We start from the raw sequence: 17,438 nt of genomic DNA on the forward strand, positions 1-17,438 counted from the left end.
AAAAAGCTGTTCAATATCTGAACAGCTTTTTTGTTTGGTTTCCAATCGCAGTAAAAAAAATAAAAAAAAATAAATAGAACACTGAAAAACTGCGACTGAAAAACCTAAAAAAAATAAATTATTTTTTCGCTTCGTCGATACGTTTTTGGATTAAATCCCAAGAATAATAGTGGAAAGTCATTCCGTTGCTCATCGCTACGAAAAGTCCGTTTTTGAATTTTGGTCCTAAATTTATGCTTGTTACATCAGCTCCATCACATTCTATTGTTGAAGTTGGAACTTCGGCCAATAAAGGATGATTGTTTGGATTTCCGTTTGCGCCTTCTCTTGGGTAAACCATGAAAGAATTAGCCTGTTGGTTAGACACTAAAATATATCCTGTAGAATCTGTTTTTTTGTAAATGGCAATTCCTTCGTGATCTGCTTTGAAATCTTTCTGACCGAAGAAAGCCAATTCTTTATTGTCATTTAAAGCCGGATCTGCTTTGTACTTTCTAATTCCAACTTGTTCGTCGCAATAGTAAACAAAACCTAATTCATTGTCAACCGCAATCGCTTCGATTTCTTTCTTTCCACTATAAGTTCCGAATTTACGAACGACTTTTGCTGTAGCAAATTTTCCGTTGCCAGAAAGTTCATATTGCCATAAATAACTTCCAGAAGGACCCGTTTTTCTTCCTACAATTGCAAAAATCTTTCCGTCGCTTGGACGAGTGTATAAAGAAACTCCCATTGGATCACGTTCTGCTTCGCCTTCAAAAACAGGAATTCCGCCATTATCAATAGGTTCTAAGCTAGGTACACTAAAGATTCTGATTTTATTGCTTTCGCGTTCAGTTGTAACCGCAATGTCTACTTTTTTTCCGTCAATCATTAATCCGTAAGCGATATCAACATTGTTTGGACGTTTTAACGGAATTGATTTTTTTAGAATTTTTCCATTCAAATCAAAAGCGTACAAAGCTCCATCTGTATCTTTATCAGTTCCAATAATAACACTTTGCGAAAACTCAATTGGATTTATCCAAATTGACGGATCGTCTGTATCGTGAGGTAATGCTTCGGTAACTACGGTAGGTTTTACAGCATTTGGCTGAATTGGCGCTAATTTATCGTCTTTACAAGCTGTAAAAGAAATGCTTAAAAGTAAAAGAGCGACTAAAGATTTGTTTTTCATTTTGTGTGATGTATTTTAATGCAATTAGACAGAGCGGTTAAACTCTGTCTAATTTAAGAATTTTTAAAAGTTGTATGTTACAAGTCTAATTTCAATCCGAAGTTGTAACGAGGCTGGTAATATTCAGCTTGTTTTGTATGTGCAGCAACTCCTTGGTAGTAACGTAACGGCTGATTTGTTAAGTTATTAGCTTCAGCAAAAACACGTAATTGTTTTGTAATTTTATAAGAAGCATTCGCATCTAAGAAAAATTGCTTGTCATAAAAACTGTCTTTGTAAGATTCAGAACCCAATTCATCTAAATAATCAGATGTAAAGTTTGTCGAGATTCTTGCAGAGAAACGCTTGTTTTCCCAAGATAAAGATCCGTTAAACATATGTGGTGCAGTACCTGGAAGGCTAATGTTGTTTCTTTCGTTTCCATCTTCATCGGCAATTCCGCTTGCTTTAGATTTTGTGTAAGTATAGTTCAGGTAGATACCAAAACCTTTCAAGAATTTACCTGGCAAGAAATCTAACTGACGTTGTAAAGCAACCTCAAATCCGTAAACATTAACATTATCTCCGTTTCTTGACTGTAAGAAAGACCAGTTTTCTCCAGCTGGAATTGGATTTGATTGATTTGGGAAATCTGCAGCAAATTTCGCATCAGTATATTGATTGTCGCTGTAGTTGTAAATGAAATCATTTAATCTTTTGTAGAAAACACCTCCAGAAATCAAACCAACAGATTTAAAATAGTTTTCTGCCATGAAATCATAATTGTATGCGTACGTAGCTTTCAAGCCCGGATTTCCAGCGGTAATTTCTTTATCTGCAGCAATATTGTTTACGTAAGGCGCAAGTGCATAATAGTTTGGTCTAGCCAAAGCTGTTGTAGCAGCCGCTCTTAAAATTAAATCTTTTGTAGCGTTGTATTGGAATGAAATACTTGGCAATACATTTGTGTATGAATTTGTATTGTTGATTTTGCTTTCTAATTCTTCTTCATCCAATACACGGTTTCCTGTATAATCGATATGAGTGTTCTCCACACGAACCCCCATTACCATTGAAAGTTTGTCGTTAAAATCTTGATCCCACCTTACATAAGCAGCAGAAATTCTTTCTTTAGCATTGTAGTTTACAGCTAAATATTCAGCTGGATCAGTTTCTTTTTCGAATAAAGTAGCATTGTTTAAATCTAAACTTCCTAAAAAGTTGGCAGAAGCAAAAACTCCTGGTACATATTTACTTCCTGGATTAAATCCTTGTCCATCAAAGTAACTTGTTGGAACTTGTGATAATAATTCCATATCATCATTTAATGGAGTGTAAGAATAGAACATATTGTTTCTTTCTTTCTCTTTCAAACGAAGTCTCAAACCTGTTCTCAATCTTCCTTTTTCTCCTGCAATTACAGAAAATGGGAAACGGATGTTTACTTTAGCTCCAAATTCGCTTTCGCTAGTTTCGTCTGTATTTTCGGTAACAGAATCAAATGCAAATTCATCTGTAGATTCTCCAACAGTTGTCATTAATGGAAATCTTGGATCTGTTAAATCTTCAAACATCTCTAAACCTTTCTGGCGGTATTCGATATAACGCTCACCTGGACGGTACTCTCTTGCTTTTGCATAATTTGCAGACCAGTCTAAATCTAAGGTAGAATTGATTAAGTGTTCTCCACGAAGAGAGTAGTTTTGAACTCTTTGATCTTCTAATCTTCTGTTTTTGTTTCGGTTGTTATCTAAACCACCTTTTGTCTGACGTCTTACACGACCTTCAAAACCAACAATTTCTTCACCATTATAAAGTGGCTCAATATCATCGTAAGTTGTTCTGAAACGGTTTTCTCTATCATCTCTCCAGTTGTAAATTGCGTTAGCGAAAATCGTATTGTTTTCATTGAATTTATAATCTAAAGCAATAGAACCACTGCGGCGAATACGCTGTACATCGTATTTTCTAATTTCTGAAGCCTGTAAATATTCGTTTCCGAAATCATCTTTTACCCATTCGTTTTCGATGTTATCAGAACCATAATCAACATTATTGTAAGAACCGCTTACTACAACTCCTAATTTGTTGTCAATAAAACGATTACCGTAAACGAAACCTGCTGTGTAAGAAGCATGATCACGAATTGGTAAATATCCTCCAGCCAATGTTGCAGAAATTCTTTCTCCGTTTGGAGTTGCTCTTGTAATTAAGTTTACAGAACCTCCAATTGCATCGGCATCCATATCAGAAGTAAGGGTTTTGTTTACTTCGATGGTAGAAATCATATCAGACGGAATTAAGTCCATTTGTACGTTTCTGTTATCTCCTTCAGCAGACGGAATACGGTCACCATTTAAAGTTACAGAGTTCAAAGATGGAGCCAAACCTCTAATGATAATGTTACGCGCTTCACCTTGGTCATTTTGCATTGTGATACCAGGAACACGTTTCAAAGCGTCTCCCACGTTAGCATCTGGAAAACGTCCCATTTGATCAGAAGAAATTACGTTACCAATATTTTTATTGTTTTTCTGCTGATTCAAAGCTTTTGCCTGACCTTTTAAGATGTCTCCAACAACAACTTCTTTCAATTCATTTTCAGAAGCTTTAAGAGCAAAATCAATAACGTTGTTTTTTCCTTGCTCTACTTTTATTTCTTGAGTTAGAGTAGTATATCCAATATATTTTACTTCAACTTTATAAATTCCTTCGTTAATATTTAATAGTTCAAAACGACCATTGTAATCAGAAACGGTGTATTTTTTTTCTCCTACAATTTGAACCATAGCTCCAGGAAGAGGAAGTTTGTCGTCAGCGTCTAATACCTTTCCAGATATAATCGCTTTCTGAGCAAAACCTGTAAAGGCGAATAAAAAGAATGCGGTTAATAGATAAAATTTTTTCATTGTGTGTGTTTAAGTTTATTTTCGGTTGCGAAGCTAAAACCTCAATTTTACTAAACTCTTCAAAAAAAATTAACATAGTGTTATGATTACGCTCTTGATGTTAAGATTTATTAATCTTTAAATAACATCAAAAGCATCAAATAATTGATTCCCAACGAAAAGAAAAATAATATTTTGACTGTAATTGAAAATTTGGCGTTAAATTTGCCGTATCAATCACAATCAAAAATCATCAATCATGTTAAAACAATTTTTTATCCTATGTTCAGGAGTCGACCGTGATCTCTTGAAAGACTGCTCAGAAGGCGAACAAACCAAATATGTTGGTATTGGAGCCACTGTATTCTTTACAGCAGTTATGGCTTTCTTAGCCAGTGCTTATGCGCTTTTTACCGTTTTCGATTCTATTTATCCTGCCCTAATTTTCGGATTTGTTTGGAGTTTGCTGATTTTTAACTTAGACCGATTTATCGTTTCTACAATTAAGAAAAGAGATCGTTTTTTGGATGAATTTCTGCAAGCAACACCACGTATTATATTGGCAGTTATTATTGCGATTGTAATTTCTAAACCTTTAGAAATTAAAATTTTCGAAAAAGAAATCAATACCGTTTTATTGAAAGAAAAAAACGAAATGGAATTGGCCAATAAAAAACAAATCGGAACGTATTTCAAAACAGATTTAGACAAAAATAAAGCCGAAATTGCTGCTTTAAAAGCTGATATTGTAAAGAAAGAAAAAGAAGTAAACGATTTGTATTCCGTTTATATTACAGAAGCTGAAGGAACTGCCGGAACGAAAAAATTAGGAAAAGGCCCGGTTTACAAAGAAAAACGCGAAAAACACGATGCGGCTCTAAAAGAATTTGAAACTCTTAAAGCGTCAAATGAAGCTAAAATTGCCGAAAAAGAAAAGCAAGGCAAACAACTACAAGCCGATTTAGACAAAAAAGTTTCACAAACCCAACCAATCATCGAAGGTTTTGACGGATTAATGGCGCGTATTAATGCCTTGAACAAACTGCCTTGGCTTCCGTCATTTTTCATAATGTTGCTGTTTTTAGCAATTGAAACTTCTCCAATTATAGCCAAATTATTAGCTCCAAAAGGAGAATTTGACTTTAAACAAGAAGAAGCCGAAACAGCTATGAAAGCGACTTTGTCACAAAACAAATACCAACGCGATCTGTTAGTGAAAACAAGTGCTGAAATGCACGATAAAGTATACGCCGACATCGCCGAAGATAAAGGTTTATTCGATTTACAGCGAAAGAACGCAAAAGAATTACTGGAACTGCAATCGCATAAATTTGTAGAAAAACAGAAAGCTACGCTTTAGTCGAAAGTTGGAAAGTCAAAAGTCATAAAGTCGAATTACAGACTTAAAAAAGAAAGTCCTAAATAGAAATTCTATTTAGGACTTTTTATTTTAGACAAAGTCAAAAAACTTTAAGACTTTCGACTTTTGACTTTAAGAATTACATATAACTTAAAATCTCTTTTTTGTAAGCATCATATTCTCCTTGCATGATTAAACCATTGTCAAGAAGTTTTTTGTAGTTCTGTAATTTATCAAAAAGTTCTTCTTTAGATAAATCACTTAATTTACGCTCTCCAGCAGGTTGCGTCGGAAGCGGTTCAAAAGTTTCAGTAACAACTGGAGCGGCTGGTAAAATTTCAGCAAAGCTTGTTACTTCTTCTGTTTCTACTTCTTCGATTTCGTCTTCAAATTCTGGTTCAGCTTCTTCAACAATTTCCTGAATTGGCGTTGCAGTCTGAACAGGATTTTTTAATAAATCCAATTGTTCTTTAGCGTAAGTATAAATTTTTCTAGCCTGAATCTTCGGAATATAATCAATAGAAACAGCCAAATCTGTTTTGGTACCAAATGAAAATTCAGAACCTAGAATATTTTCTTTAACAAAAGTACTTGCAATATCATCCCAAGTATAATCTGTAAAATCCATAGAAAGTCCCAAATTTTTAGGCTTGCAGATAATAATTCTTTTATTTGTTAATACAATACTATCTGGAAAAACAGTAATGGCAGGCTTTTTTTGCACTGCGATGTATCCAACTTCTTCACCTTTCATTAATAAATCAGTGAGTTTCGAAGTGATTTTTTCAATCGCTTTTGGATCTTGTTCTTCGTTCAGAAATTTTTTAAATTGTTCTTTCATTGTTTATTAGTTGCTAAGTTTCAAAGCTGCTAAGCTGCTTAGTTTTTTTTCTTACGCTACAAATGTAATGCCTAATTTTCTATTTGCTCCGCCTGTTCGGTAAAAAAATTTACCTCGAGTCAATAATTTCATTCTGAATTTTCTTCGTCAAACTTTTGAAAACCAATTCATACGAGTGATCAATCAATTCCTTAACAAATTTCAGAGGTAAATTTCCATTTAAAGAAACGGTGTTCCAATGTACTTTACTCATATGAAAACCAGGTTGTATTTCGTCATATTCTGCTCTCAATTCCTGTGCGCGGTCTGGATCACATTTTAAATTGACAGATTGCTCGTTCTTTTCCCATTGCGAAAGAGAAGATAAAGCAAACATTTTTCCGCCCACTTTAAAAACCAGAGTGTCTTCATCAAAAGGAAAATGTTCGCTGACACCTTTTTTTGAAAGACAATATTCGTAAAACGTTTCTAAATTCATATTATAAAAAATTATAATTCAACACTAATAGCAGAAATTTTACCAATTATATTCTTTCATGCTAATTAGTGAAATTAGTATTTGTTAAACTATTTTTTCCATCATCTTTTCAGGATGATTCAGTTTTGTAAATCCGAATTTTTCGTATAAAAAGTGCGCATCTGTTGTTGCCAATCGCCAGATTTTAACTTCTTGAAGCTGAGGTTCCTTCATCATTGCGTCAATTAATATTGACGAATATCCTTTTCCACGATATTTTTCGTCAATAAAAACATCCATTAAATAAGCAAAAACCACAAAATCTGTTATAACGCGTGCAAAGCCAATTTGTTTGTCATCTAAATAAATTCCGAAACAAACCGAAGCATCAATTGTACGCTGAACTTCTTCTATAGTTCGCCCCGCAGCCCAGTAAATGTCTTTTAAAAAGTTCTGTATAAACGGAACATCGAGTTTTGTTTTATCTGTTGAAACGGTAATCATTTTTAATTTAAGATTTTAGAGTTCAGATTTTAGATTTTAGATTTTTTGAAGGAGTAGAAATCTAAACTCTACAATCTAAAATCTTAAATAATATAGGTTTGCTCGGACTTGCATCATTTTCAAACGAAGCAATTTGAAGATTTAGGATGTAATTTCCATCTTCAATTTCGTCTGGAACATAAATCATTTCTGTAATTGTCGCGTTTAATCTTGCGTCAGGATTTAGATTATGTGTGTCTTTTACATTCCAAAACGCTTTGTGCGCCAATAATTTTCCTTCGTCATGTTCTTTGTCAACACTTGGCAAATCGATCAGTAAATGTTGAATTTCGCTTTCGCGGATGAAAATTGCAGCGTCTTCAGACAAATACGGTGGATTGGTATTCGAGTATTTCCTTGATTTCTTTTCTTTTTGATTCGGAAGTGTTCTAATGATAATTGCTTCCGATTTTGTCACATTGAGCGAAGTCGAAATGCTTTCTTTCGTAATCACAAAATCATCTCCAATTTTCGTTGGTTCAACTGTAATCAATTTAGCAAGAAAGAAAAACTGTTTCAACGATTGATTAATACTATAAAAATCATTTGTAATATGCCCCAAACATTCCGTGTGCGTTCCATGCCCATGCGGATTGAAGAAAATATTATTGAAATTGGTTGATGATTTTCCTTCCGAAACTTTCCCTATCCAGTCGCCAAAAACTACAGGTTTGATTTCTGGTTTTTCGATGTACCAGGCAATTGGATTTTCATCTGTATTGCTTAATGGAATGGAGATATCAATAGGTTTTGATAAGTCGATTTCGAAGTTGTTGATTTTTGCTATCATAAATTTAACCGCAAGGTTCGCTAAGGTTTACGCAAAGGGCGCAAGGATTTTATTAAAGATTGTTTACTATTCTTTTAACTCCATGTTTTAATAATGCGACATTAAAATTTATCAATAATCCTAGTTTGCAATCTGTTAGTTTCAAGTAGGTCAATAGTTGAGCAAAATGAATTTCATTTAAACAATCTACAGCTTTTATCTCCAAAATTAGTTTGTTTTCTACTAAAATATCAAATCGATAACCAATATCTAGTTTTATTTCTTCATACAATAAAGGTAAGGCTTTTTGTTTTTCAACAGCTAAGCCAAGTTTTCTTAATTCATAAAATAGACATTCTTCGTAAGCATTTTCCAAAAGTCCTGGGCCTAAAGTTTGGTGAACTTTCAAAGCAGAATTAAATACAATTCGAGATAAATCATTTTCTGTCATAAAATCAATATTAAAACTCAAATATAATATTTTGAAATCTTAAATTGTAGTTTTATTCTTTCAAAAAAAGATAAATAGCGACCTTTGCGTAAACCTTAGCGAACCTTGCGGTTAATTCTCAGAATCTAAATAAAACAGATCACTTGCAATTCCATCCGTTAAAAATTTTCCTTTTTGAGTTGGTTTAAGAATGTTGTTTTCAATTGAAAGTAAACCGTCGTTTAAGAATTTTTCAGATTGTTCTAGTAAATAATTCAAATATTCCGAACCAAATTCTTTTTCAATTCGGTCTAAAGAAACACCCCAAATCGTTCGTAAACCTGTCATAATGTATTCATTATAACGATCTGAAACAGTTAAAGTTTCCGTTTCAATAGGAAGTTGATTGCTTTGAATTGCTTTTAGATAAAGTGAATTATTCGCAATATTCCAGCCTCTTTTTTCGCCATCATAACTATGTGCTGAAGGTCCGATTCCGATATATTTTTTGCCTAACCAATAAGCCGAATTGTTTTTGGAGAAATAATTCTCTTTACCAAAATTGGATAATTCGTAATGAATAAAACCGTTTTTTTGAAGCATTTCGACCAAAATCATAAAATGATTCGAAGCTACTTCGTCTTGCGGTTCAGCAATTTTTCCAGTTTGAATTAATTTGCTTAAAGCCGTTTTTGGTTCAACAGTCAAAGCATAACTCGAAATATGCGGAATGCCAAAATCTAAAGCGGTTTGAATGTTCTGTTTCCACATTTCGTCACTCAATCCAGGAATTCCATAAATCAAATCGAGTGAAATATTATCGAAATATTTTGTTGCTTCTTCCAGACATTTTTTGGCTTCCGCCGAATTATGAGCGCGATTCATCATTTTCAAATCGTCTTCATAAAAAGACTGAATTCCGATGCTTAATCTATTTATCGGACTTTTAGATAATTCTAAAATTCGTTCTGCAGACAAATCATCTGGGTTTGCTTCAAGCGTAATTTCTGGATTTTCTACAACTTTATAGTTTTTATAAACTTCAGAAATTAAAAAGTTGATTTCGTCATTCGACAGAACGGAAGGAGTTCCACCACCAAAATAAATGGTTTCAATGATTTTGTCATCCTGAGCGGAGTCGAAAGGTTTACGCATACCAATTTCTTTAGCCAAAGCCAAAACCATCTCGTCTTTCTTTTTCATCGAAGTAGAAAAATGAAAGTCGCAGTAATGACAAGCTTGCTTGCAAAAAGGTATGTGAATGTAGATGCCGCTCATTTTTAGTTTTCAGTCTCAGTTTTCAGTTTCAGTCTCAGCTGTAAACTGTGACTGCGACTGTAAACTATTTTTTAACTCGATCTTCATTTTGTTTCACAAAAGCATCCCAACCCGAATAACTCTTTCCAGCTACAACTTTTCCTGAATTAAAATGATGGCAAACCGCAGCTGCCAAACCGTCTGTTGAATCTAGATTTTTAGGCAATTCTTTCAAACCTAAAAGTTGTTGAAGCATTTTGGCAACTTGTTCTTTACTGGCATTTCCGTTTCCTGTAATCGCCATTTTGATCTTTTTAGGTTCGTATTCTGTAATCGGAATACCTCTTGAAAGTCCCGCAGCCATTGCCACACCTTGCGCACGACCAAGTTTCAACATCGATTGAACGTTTTTGCCAAAGAAAGGTGCTTCAATCGCAATCTCGTCAGGGCAATGCGTTTCGATTAATTCGATTGTTCTTTCGAAGATGATTCTTAATTTTTGGTAATGATTGTCGTATTTGGAAAGTTGCAATTCATTTAATTGCAGAAATTCCATTTTTTTATTGGTGACTTTAATCAATCCAAAACCCATAATTGTGGTTCCAGGGTCAATGCCTAATATGATGCGTTCTTGTGTCAAGTGTTTTTTGTTTCAGGTTTGAAGTTTCAAGTTTTGAAAATTGACTCATTTTCTCATTTTCAAATTGCCACATTTGATTACTTTTGCGGCATGATTTCAATTCCTCACAAAGCTAAGCAATTCCTTGTACTTGTAATCAAACTTTTGATTGTTGGCGGCGCATTTTATTTTATTTACAACCAGCTGGCAAACAACGATAAACTAGACTGGAATAAATTCATGGCTTTGTTTCAAAAAAATCAATCTGTTTTAGGAATTGGATTTATACTGCTTTTGAGTGTTCTGAATCGTTATTTTGAAATCTTAAAATGGCAAAATCTGGCGCAGGTAATTCATAAAATATCAGTTTATGAAGCCACAAAACAGGTTTTAGCTGCTTTAACAGCTGGAATTTTTACACCAAACGGAGTAGGAGAGTATGCAGGAAAAGCATTGTATTATCCGAAATCTGAAGCTAAAAAAGTAGTTTTCCTAAATTTAATCTGCAACGGAATTCAGATGGTTTTAACGGTTGTTTTCGGGATTTTTGGATTACTGTATTTCAACGCTCAATTTAATGTTATTACAACCCAAACAGTTCTGATTCTTTTCGGAGGATTTTTGTTGATTCTGATTGTCTTATTTTCAATCAAAAAAATAAAAGTAAAAGGATATTCTATTGAAAAACTGATTCATAAAATCAATGAAATTCCGAAATCCATTCATCAAAAAAATATCTTTTTAGGCATTTGCCGTTATTTGGTTTTTTCGCACCAATATTACTTTTTGTTTTTAGGTTTTGATGTCGATTTGCCTTATTTAACATTGATGGCCGCGATTACTTCAGTTTATTTTTTGGCTTCTTCATTGCCAACATTTCAATTTTTAGATTTTGCTGTAAAAGGAAGTGTAGCTATTTATTTCTTCGGAATTTTGGGCGTAAACGAATGGATCGTTATTTTCATCAGCACTTTAATGTGGTTTTTAAATGTAGTTCTTCCAGTAGTTTTAGGAAGCTATTTTGTGCTGAATTTTAAAACCAAAACGGCAGAATGATTTTTGTGTTTTTTACCATATTAGGAATTTATATAGTAAGTATTGCATTGCTTATTTATGGATTTTTAAAAGTAAAAAAATATCAAAAATCAGATTTAAACCCAAAAACAAGTTTTACAATTATAGTTCCTTTTCGAAATGAAGAAGAGAATTTGCCAATACTTTTAGAGTGTTTTTCAAAATTCAATTATCCAAAAGAGTTATTTGAGGTTATTTTGGTTGATGATAACTCTAATGAGAAATTCCAATTTTTAAATTCCAAATTCCAAGTTTCGATAATCGATAATGTCAGAATTTCGAAATCTCCCAAAAAAGACGCTATTACAACAGCAATGCATCAGGTAAAAACCGATTGGATAATTACAACCGATGCCGATTGTTTGGTGCCAGAAAATTGGCTTTTAACTTTTGATAATTATATTCAGGAAAACAATATTTCAATGCTCGCTGGCGCGGTAACTTATGAAGGCAAGAATTCTTTTTTAGATCATTTTCAGCAGTTAGATTTGACCAGTTTGCAAGGTGCGACAATTGGAAGTTTCGGAATTCATAAAGGTTTTATGTGCAACGGAGCCAATTTTGCCTACAAAAAATCTTTATTTGAAGAACTGAATGGTTTTGATGGAAATGATAAAATTGCAAGTGGCGACGATGTTTTCTTGCTTCAAAAAGCTATTGAGAAATTTCCAGATGAAGTTCATTATTTAAAAGCTGAAGAAGCAATTGTAAAAACAAAACCAACAGAAAATTGGAGTTCGTTATTCCACCAAAGAGTTCGCTGGGCAGCAAAAACGAGTTCTTATAAAAGCACTTTCGGAAAAGCACTTGGCTTAATTGTCTTTTTCGGAAATTTAAGTTTTGTTGTCGGATTTTTATTTCTTCTCTTCGGAATTTGGTCTTATCCGATTTTTGTAATTTTTGCTTTTTCTAAGTTTTTGGTGGATTTTGTTTTGCTTTATTTCACCAATAGATTTTTAACCGAAACCAAAATTAAAAGCCTTTTATTGAGTAGTTTGCTCTATCCGTTTTTTAGCTCAACCGTTGCAATATATAGTTTGTTTGGCTCTTACCAATGGAAAGGCCGTCAGTTTAAGAAATAGCGCTTTAATAAAACTATTTTTCTTCTTTAGCTTTTAGAATAACCGGAAGAATAAATTGAGTTTTTACTGGAATTCCACGTTTGATGGCAGGATTAATTTTAGGAAAATCGACCAGACGCGCGTGCAGTATACTGTCTATTTTTATCGTATCATAAGCTACAGAATCTTTTGGAAATTGAGGTTCAAATTTCATCGTAGCATTTGGAAAAACGGTAACTTTTACTTCAATTGTATCTAATTCTGGATATAAAATAGATAAAGTGTCAACGTTCAATTTTTCTTCGATTAGAGTTGACATTACCTCAAAAAAGCATTGCTGACGCTGTTTTCGGTCGGCAATTTTCTCGCAGTTGGGTAACGACGGATATTCGTCAACCTCTTTCCAGTTAATTGATTTTAGCTCCTTTTGAAGTAATTCTTTTTCAGAAGGAACTTGCTTCTCAAAATATTGACAAGAATTGAAAAGAATACAAATGAAAAAAGGGAAAAACTGCCTCAAAGTTTTAATGTTGAATGAATAAGCAAAAATACAATTATTTTTTTTGGGAAACTTTCTATTGCTTTGAATCTTCTCATTTTCAAGACCACATTTTTGAAAATTTGCGCAATAGAGATTAAAATGGTAATTTGTAATAACAAATTTATCAAAATTTATATGGATTTACTATTAGTTTTGCTAGGATTTATCTGCATGATTGTTGGAGTTTTTGGAAGTTTTCTTCCTGTTTTACCTGGTTTGTCAAGCTGTTGGGTTGGTCTGCTTTTGCTGTATCTTACGAAAGCTGTAGAAAATAATTATTGGGTTTTAGGAATCACTTTTGTTTTAATGGTCATTATTACCATTTTAGATTATGTTATTCCGTCTCAAGGAACTAAAAAGTTTGGTGGAAGCTCTTATGGAATCTGGGGAACAAACATTGGGTTGATTGTCGGAATTTTGTCTCCGCTTCCATTTGGAGTAATTATCGGTCCGTTTGTTGGGGCATTTTTTGGCGAATTATTATACGATTCTAAAAATCACAAAAGAGCTCTAAAAGCCGCCACAGGATCTGTACTTGGATTCTTAGCTTCAAGCTTCATCAATTTCCTGTTTTCGATCATCTATCTCGGGATTTTTTTACACGTTTTGTGGGAATATCGAAACATTTTATTTTAATTGTGTAACGATCTTTGGGTTCAATTATTGCCTGAAAGAAAAAAATATGATTTTTTTTTAATTTTTATTTGATAATGAAAGGGTTGTATTTACTGGCGTTCGCAGATTTTATTTGTTAAAAAGCAGTTGTTAGCAGTCCATTTTTTTAACTTAATTTTTGGAAATGTTAAAATATTTTATATTTTTATCACGATAAACGATAAAAAGCCTCACTTTATCGATTATTTTAAACGAGTATAAATAATCATTTTTTTAAGTTATGAGTATGACCCCCAACCTACAGATTGAACTTAGACGCTTTATTTCTTCAAATGTGGTCTCCAAGTTAAACAAGTTTTATTTCGAGAATGACGCACTTTTAATAAAAGGAATTGATGTCTCGATAGGTACAATTTTAATGGGACTCTATAACAAAGCAGAAGAACCTGATTTTTACTCCGAAATAGTGGCAATGGTAGAAGAAGATTCTACGTTTTATCAGGAAGTCGATTTTAATGCAGGCAGAATTTTATCAGTAGACGATTGTTATCGCTTGGAAGGAAATGATTTACTAAAAGAATTATTTGCTAACAAAAAAGGAAGAATTTCGGAAATGGTTTCAAACGAAGTCGGAATCAAAAGCGAAACAGCCAGAGAAATACTTAACTTTTCTGCACTTCTTGTAATCTCTTACTTAAGAGCTAATCTTCAGCTATTAGAAAGCTTAAAACTTCTTCTAGAAGATCAAAAAAGAGATATTCTAAACAGCATTCCTCCCGGAATAAAAATTATCCTAGGTTTTTCAAGTTACGAAACAGTAGAAGAGAAGAACCAATCTATCGGAAGATCAATATTTACCCTTTTCGGACACAATTTCTTTAGTTTCTAAAACAAAAAAATCCCATTTTCAGAGAAAACAGGATTTAATTAATATGATTTTTAATTTGAAAAACAACTTAAATGTTTTTCAAATTAATAACTTCTTGATTAGTCAAAAAGCGCCAATTTCCTCTAGGAAGATTCTTTTTGGTTAATCCAGCAAAAGAAACGCGGTCTATACGTAAAACATTATATTCTAACGATTCAAAAATAGAACGAACCACTTTTACATTTGCTGTACGCAATCTAAGTCCCACTTCGCTCTTAGGTTCGTTATCAATGTAGCTTACTTCTTCAACAGAAACACGGTGTCCGTCAAGAACTAAGCCTTTGCTGATTTTTTCTAAATCTTCAAACTTCAAGTTTTTGTCTAAAGAAACCTGATAAATTTTAGACGATTTCTGATTCGGTAAAGTAAATTTACGAATCATATCAGTATCATTTGTAAACAATAATAAACCAGTTGTATTCTTGTCCATTCTTCCAACTGCAGCAATTTTTGCATTAGTTGCGCCACGAACAAGTTCTAGAACGTTACGAAATTCCTGCCCTTCATCAAATGCAGTTGTAAAGTTTTTAGGTTTATTCAATAAGATATATTCTTTCTTTTCTGGAGTAAGAGTAACACCGTCGAAATTTACAACATCATTAATTTTTACCAAATAACCCATTTCGGTAATAACAGTTCCGTTAACTTTTACATTTCCAGACTGAATATAGATGTCGGCATCACGACGAGAACAAACGCCAGAATTAGAGATATATTTATTCAGACGAATTTCGTCAGAAGCTTTTTGTCTCTTTGCTGGTGTGTTTTGTTTTCTGAATTTTTCAGCAGCAGCTTCCTGCGCCGCTTTAACTTCAGGTTTTACTTTTTTAGGCCCTTGCGCACGCTTAGCCATAGGAGGTTTTGGCTTGCTTGAGTTTGATCTTGAGCTATTTGGTCTCGATCCGCCTCTTTTATTATTGCCTTCCTTGTTGTTCATAAAATCATTAATTTGTGCAAAGATAGTTTTTTCCTGCTAATAAAACTTAAGTTCAATGTTCTTAGATTAATAGGTATTCCTTTTATATGAATTTGAAGCATCACAACAGGCTTTTTTTAAAGCATGGATTCCCGCTTTCCGTTTCAATTTTTTATTTTTTTTAAAGAAAAAAATAAAAAGATTTCCACTTCAATCGGGGCTAGAATTCAAACAATTGGCTTCTTTTAAATATTTAGCATTACCATAATTTTTAAAAATTGCATCAATTCACAAAGAAAAAATCTGCTAAATCTGCGTGAAACAAAAAAACTTTAGTAGTTAGAAATCAATTCTCTTCCGTGCCACAAAACACTAGGATTGATCAGAACAATGCAGAAAACCCCAGAAACAATCAGGAATTTCAGAAGATTATGAAGTTTTAAAAATTGCTCTTTAGAATCAGATTTCCATAGAAAAATAAGGAAGAACAGTAAAACTCCAAAACAAACATAAAAATAGATATCCATGTAGCCAACGTCATAAACATTAACTAAAATGTAAACGGGAAATATGGTCGAAATAGTCAAAGCAGTAATAATTTGTTTCGATATTTTTTCCCCATAAATTACTGGAATCGTTCTATAATTTGTCACTAAATCACCTTTTAGATTTTCTAAATCCTTTATCATTTCACGAATCAGCAAAAGCAAAAACAAGAAGACAGCATGAGCAGAAATTACCACAAAATGACTCATATGATTCTCGATGTCTTCAAACGAAATCTTATTGTAGAAATACAATAGAATTGCAAAAAACGGAGTTACAGCAAGCAATGCCGACATTAAATTTCCAATAATCGGGTATTTTTTTATTTTGTGAGAATAAAACCAAATCAAGAAAATGTAGGCAGAAAAGAATAAAAAAGCACGCCAAGAAACGATAGAAGCCATTAAAACAGCTAAAAAGTTTAAGCAGAAATAAACCGTCAATTTAGTTTTCTGGCTAATTAAACGGTCCAGCATAGATTTATTGGGTCTGTTTATTAAATCTTTCTGACTATCATAAAAATTATTGATAATATAACCCGAAGCAATTGTAATAGCCGAAGCAAAGACAATTAGAAATAAATAAAAATCAAGTAAGATATCTAACGCTCTAATTTCTGGAGCCAATATAAAAATTGCCGATAAATATTGGGCTAAAACGATAATTGGAATATTGTAACCTCTAACCACAGAAAACAGACTAACAATTTTCATTATTAAAAGTTTGTGCTGTCTGCTTAACATAAATTATAGTTTGTAGAGGTTTAGATAAGGGAAGTTAAAAGATATTTTTGGTTTTAAAAATTTAGAGTTTGTTTTTTAACAATTCTTTAGAGCCAAATCCTAATTTTCTAATGCACGCCAAAGCTTGTTTTTGAGTCATTTCGATTTCCCTAATATCTTTTTTCTCTACAAAAACCACAGATCCGCTCCACGGATTTGGGGCATCTGGAACAAAAACCGTAAAATTGTTTTCGTCAATCTGTTCTATTAAAAAAGCAAATTGCCAGCCAGCGTCAGTAGGAACCAGAATTACTTTTAAGTCTTCTTTAGATTCTAGTCCCATAATGTTTTCATTAATGCTTTTCATAAAGGAATAACCAGGAACAAAACTTAAAATGCCGTCTTCTAATTTTTGAATCAGCATTTTTGCTTTTGAAGTTCTTGCCAATAAACCAGCTATAAAACAAACCAGAATAATAATTAATATTCCGACAAGTTCCTGAAGTGCAATTCCTAAAACATGAACTCTGGGGAGATTATTTACCAGAGGAATAGTGACTTTTTGAATAATACCGTATCCTTTTTCAAGAATAACAAGCAATACCACCAAAGGCGCTAAGAATAGAATTCCTCCTAAAAAAGTTGCTTTGATTATTTTAAAAATACTTTTCATAATAAATAACTTTTTAGGATGAAAACTTAGAAAGATCTACTC

General features: G+C 33.0%; 18 protein-coding genes. 5 read left to right on the plus strand and 13 right to left on the minus strand.

Going from position 1 to position 17,438, the window contains the following annotated elements; all coding sequences use genetic code 11:
- Nucleotides 1-118: 118 nt before the first annotated feature.
- A complete protein-coding gene (locus HNP35_RS04160; RefSeq protein WP_184158176.1) occupies nt 119-1,177 on the minus strand; it encodes a phytase in 1,059 nt (352 codons plus the stop codon).
- Between the two features lie 77 nt (nt 1,178-1,254).
- Nucleotides 1,255-4,065 carry a TonB-dependent receptor gene (locus HNP35_RS04165; protein WP_184158174.1) on the minus strand — a complete coding sequence of 937 codons (2,811 nt, stop codon included), beginning with the start codon at nt 4,063-4,065 and terminating at the stop codon, nt 1,255-1,257.
- Nucleotides 4,066-4,303: 238 nt separating this feature from the next.
- On the opposite strand from HNP35_RS04165, the gene HNP35_RS04170 reads away from it, so the two are divergent.
- The gene (locus HNP35_RS04170; RefSeq protein ID WP_184158172.1) at nt 4,304-5,404 is read left to right on the plus strand and encodes a DUF4407 domain-containing protein; all 1,101 of its coding nucleotides are present in this window, start codon (nt 4,304-4,306) and stop codon (nt 5,402-5,404) included.
- Nucleotides 5,405-5,543: 139 nt separating this feature from the next.
- Here HNP35_RS04170 and HNP35_RS04175 read toward each other — a convergent pair whose 3' ends face one another.
- The 7 genes from HNP35_RS04175 to ruvC all read right to left on the minus strand — a co-directional run bounded on the left by HNP35_RS04175 (nt 5,544) and on the right by ruvC (nt 10,341).
- Nucleotides 5,544-6,245, minus strand: a complete 702-nt coding sequence (locus HNP35_RS04175; RefSeq protein WP_184158170.1) for a PH domain-containing protein — start codon at nt 6,243-6,245, stop codon at nt 5,544-5,546.
- A gap of 109 nt (nt 6,246-6,354) precedes the next feature.
- Complete coding sequence (locus tag HNP35_RS04180) at nt 6,355-6,723, minus strand: MmcQ/YjbR family DNA-binding protein (RefSeq protein ID WP_184158168.1); 369 nt, start codon at nt 6,721-6,723, stop codon at nt 6,355-6,357.
- An 84-nt stretch (nt 6,724-6,807) separates the two neighbouring features.
- Nucleotides 6,808-7,206, minus strand: a complete 399-nt coding sequence (locus tag HNP35_RS04185; protein WP_184158165.1) for a GNAT family N-acetyltransferase — start codon at nt 7,204-7,206, stop codon at nt 6,808-6,810.
- Between the two features lie 61 nt (nt 7,207-7,267).
- Nucleotides 7,268-8,035 (minus strand): cyclase family protein, encoded by a 768-nt coding sequence (locus HNP35_RS04190; RefSeq protein ID WP_184158163.1) that lies wholly within the window; start codon nt 8,033-8,035, stop codon nt 7,268-7,270.
- A 52-nt stretch (nt 8,036-8,087) separates the two neighbouring features.
- Entirely contained in the window at nt 8,088-8,465 is a 378-nt protein-coding gene (locus tag HNP35_RS04195; RefSeq protein WP_184158161.1) for a GxxExxY protein, read from the minus strand.
- A 111-nt stretch (nt 8,466-8,576) separates the two neighbouring features.
- Nucleotides 8,577-9,722, minus strand: a complete 1,146-nt coding sequence (gene hemW, locus HNP35_RS04200; protein WP_184158159.1) for a radical SAM family heme chaperone HemW — start codon at nt 9,720-9,722, stop codon at nt 8,577-8,579.
- Between the two features lie 64 nt (nt 9,723-9,786).
- On the minus strand, nt 9,787-10,341 hold the full coding sequence (gene ruvC, locus HNP35_RS04205; RefSeq protein WP_125723175.1) for a crossover junction endodeoxyribonuclease RuvC: 555 nt from the start codon (nt 10,339-10,341) through the stop codon (nt 9,787-9,789).
- 90 nt (nt 10,342-10,431) lie between these two features.
- On the opposite strand from ruvC, the gene HNP35_RS04210 reads away from it, so the two are divergent.
- Both HNP35_RS04210 and HNP35_RS04215 read left to right on the plus strand, forming a co-directional pair.
- Nucleotides 10,432-11,376: a lysylphosphatidylglycerol synthase domain-containing protein gene (locus tag HNP35_RS04210; protein WP_184158152.1), complete on the plus strand. Its 945-nt coding sequence runs from the start codon at nt 10,432-10,434 to the stop codon at nt 11,374-11,376.
- On the plus strand, nt 11,373-12,476 hold the full coding sequence (locus HNP35_RS04215; protein WP_184158143.1) for a glycosyltransferase family 2 protein: 1,104 nt from the start codon (nt 11,373-11,375) through the stop codon (nt 12,474-12,476). Before HNP35_RS04210 ends, HNP35_RS04215 begins: the two co-directional genes overlap by 4 nt.
- A gap of 13 nt (nt 12,477-12,489) precedes the next feature.
- On the opposite strand, the gene HNP35_RS04220 is transcribed toward HNP35_RS04215, so the two are convergent.
- A complete protein-coding gene (locus tag HNP35_RS04220; RefSeq protein WP_184158141.1) occupies nt 12,490-12,975 on the minus strand; it encodes a hypothetical protein in 486 nt (161 codons plus the stop codon).
- 156 nt (nt 12,976-13,131) lie between these two features.
- Between HNP35_RS04220 and HNP35_RS04225 the strand changes: the two genes are divergently transcribed.
- Nucleotides 13,132-13,632, plus strand: coding sequence for a DUF456 domain-containing protein (locus HNP35_RS04225; protein WP_184158139.1), 501 nt, complete (start codon nt 13,132-13,134; stop codon nt 13,630-13,632).
- A 265-nt stretch (nt 13,633-13,897) separates the two neighbouring features.
- A complete protein-coding gene (locus tag HNP35_RS04230) occupies nt 13,898-14,500 on the plus strand; it encodes a DUF937 domain-containing protein (RefSeq protein WP_184158137.1) in 603 nt (200 codons plus the stop codon).
- A 67-nt stretch (nt 14,501-14,567) separates the two neighbouring features.
- Here HNP35_RS04230 and HNP35_RS04235 read toward each other — a convergent pair whose 3' ends face one another.
- The 3 genes from HNP35_RS04235 to HNP35_RS04245 all read right to left on the minus strand — a co-directional run bounded on the left by HNP35_RS04235 (nt 14,568) and on the right by HNP35_RS04245 (nt 17,396).
- A complete protein-coding gene (locus HNP35_RS04235; protein WP_184158130.1) occupies nt 14,568-15,476 on the minus strand; it encodes a pseudouridine synthase in 909 nt (302 codons plus the stop codon).
- Between the two features lie 311 nt (nt 15,477-15,787).
- Nucleotides 15,788-16,744, minus strand: a complete 957-nt coding sequence (locus tag HNP35_RS04240; RefSeq protein ID WP_184158129.1) for a geranylgeranylglycerol-phosphate geranylgeranyltransferase — start codon at nt 16,742-16,744, stop codon at nt 15,788-15,790.
- 61 nt (nt 16,745-16,805) lie between these two features.
- Entirely contained in the window at nt 16,806-17,396 is a 591-nt protein-coding gene (locus tag HNP35_RS04245; protein WP_184158127.1) for a DUF502 domain-containing protein, read from the minus strand.
- Nucleotides 17,397-17,438: the final 42 nt, after the last annotated feature.

Source organism: Flavobacterium notoginsengisoli, assembly GCF_014207905.1.
Classification (GTDB): domain Bacteria; phylum Bacteroidota; class Bacteroidia; order Flavobacteriales; family Flavobacteriaceae; genus Flavobacterium; species Flavobacterium notoginsengisoli_A.

Coding starts and splice junctions, on each gene's coding strand:
- HNP35_RS04240 (WP_184158129.1), bottom strand. CDS start 16,744: ATGTTAAGCAGACAGCACAAACTTTTAATAATGAAAATTGTTAGTCTG.
- HNP35_RS04245 (WP_184158127.1), bottom strand. CDS start 17,396: ATGAAAAGTATTTTTAAAATAATCAAAGCAACTTTTTTAGGAGGAATT.
- HNP35_RS04230 (WP_184158137.1), top strand. CDS start 13,898: ATGACCCCCAACCTACAGATTGAACTTAGACGCTTTATTTCTTCAAAT.
- HNP35_RS04165 (WP_184158174.1), bottom strand. CDS start 4,065: ATGAAAAAATTTTATCTATTAACCGCATTCTTTTTATTCGCCTTTACA.
- HNP35_RS04180 (WP_184158168.1), bottom strand. CDS start 6,723: ATGAATTTAGAAACGTTTTACGAATATTGTCTTTCAAAAAAAGGTGTC.
- HNP35_RS04195 (WP_184158161.1), bottom strand. CDS start 8,465: ATGACAGAAAATGATTTATCTCGAATTGTATTTAATTCTGCTTTGAAA.
- hemW (WP_184158159.1), bottom strand. CDS start 9,722: ATGAGCGGCATCTACATTCACATACCTTTTTGCAAGCAAGCTTGTCAT.
- HNP35_RS04185 (WP_184158165.1), bottom strand. CDS start 7,206: ATGATTACCGTTTCAACAGATAAAACAAAACTCGATGTTCCGTTTATA.
- HNP35_RS04175 (WP_184158170.1), bottom strand. CDS start 6,245: ATGAAAGAACAATTTAAAAAATTTCTGAACGAAGAACAAGATCCAAAA.
- HNP35_RS04215 (WP_184158143.1), top strand. CDS start 11,373: ATGATTTTTGTGTTTTTTACCATATTAGGAATTTATATAGTAAGTATT.
- HNP35_RS04190 (WP_184158163.1), bottom strand. CDS start 8,035: ATGATAGCAAAAATCAACAACTTCGAAATCGACTTATCAAAACCTATT.
- HNP35_RS04210 (WP_184158152.1), top strand. CDS start 10,432: ATGATTTCAATTCCTCACAAAGCTAAGCAATTCCTTGTACTTGTAATC.
- HNP35_RS04170 (WP_184158172.1), top strand. CDS start 4,304: ATGTTAAAACAATTTTTTATCCTATGTTCAGGAGTCGACCGTGATCTC.
- HNP35_RS04235 (WP_184158130.1), bottom strand. CDS start 15,476: ATGAACAACAAGGAAGGCAATAATAAAAGAGGCGGATCGAGACCAAAT.
- HNP35_RS04225 (WP_184158139.1), top strand. CDS start 13,132: ATGGATTTACTATTAGTTTTGCTAGGATTTATCTGCATGATTGTTGGA.
- HNP35_RS04160 (WP_184158176.1), bottom strand. CDS start 1,177: ATGAAAAACAAATCTTTAGTCGCTCTTTTACTTTTAAGCATTTCTTTT.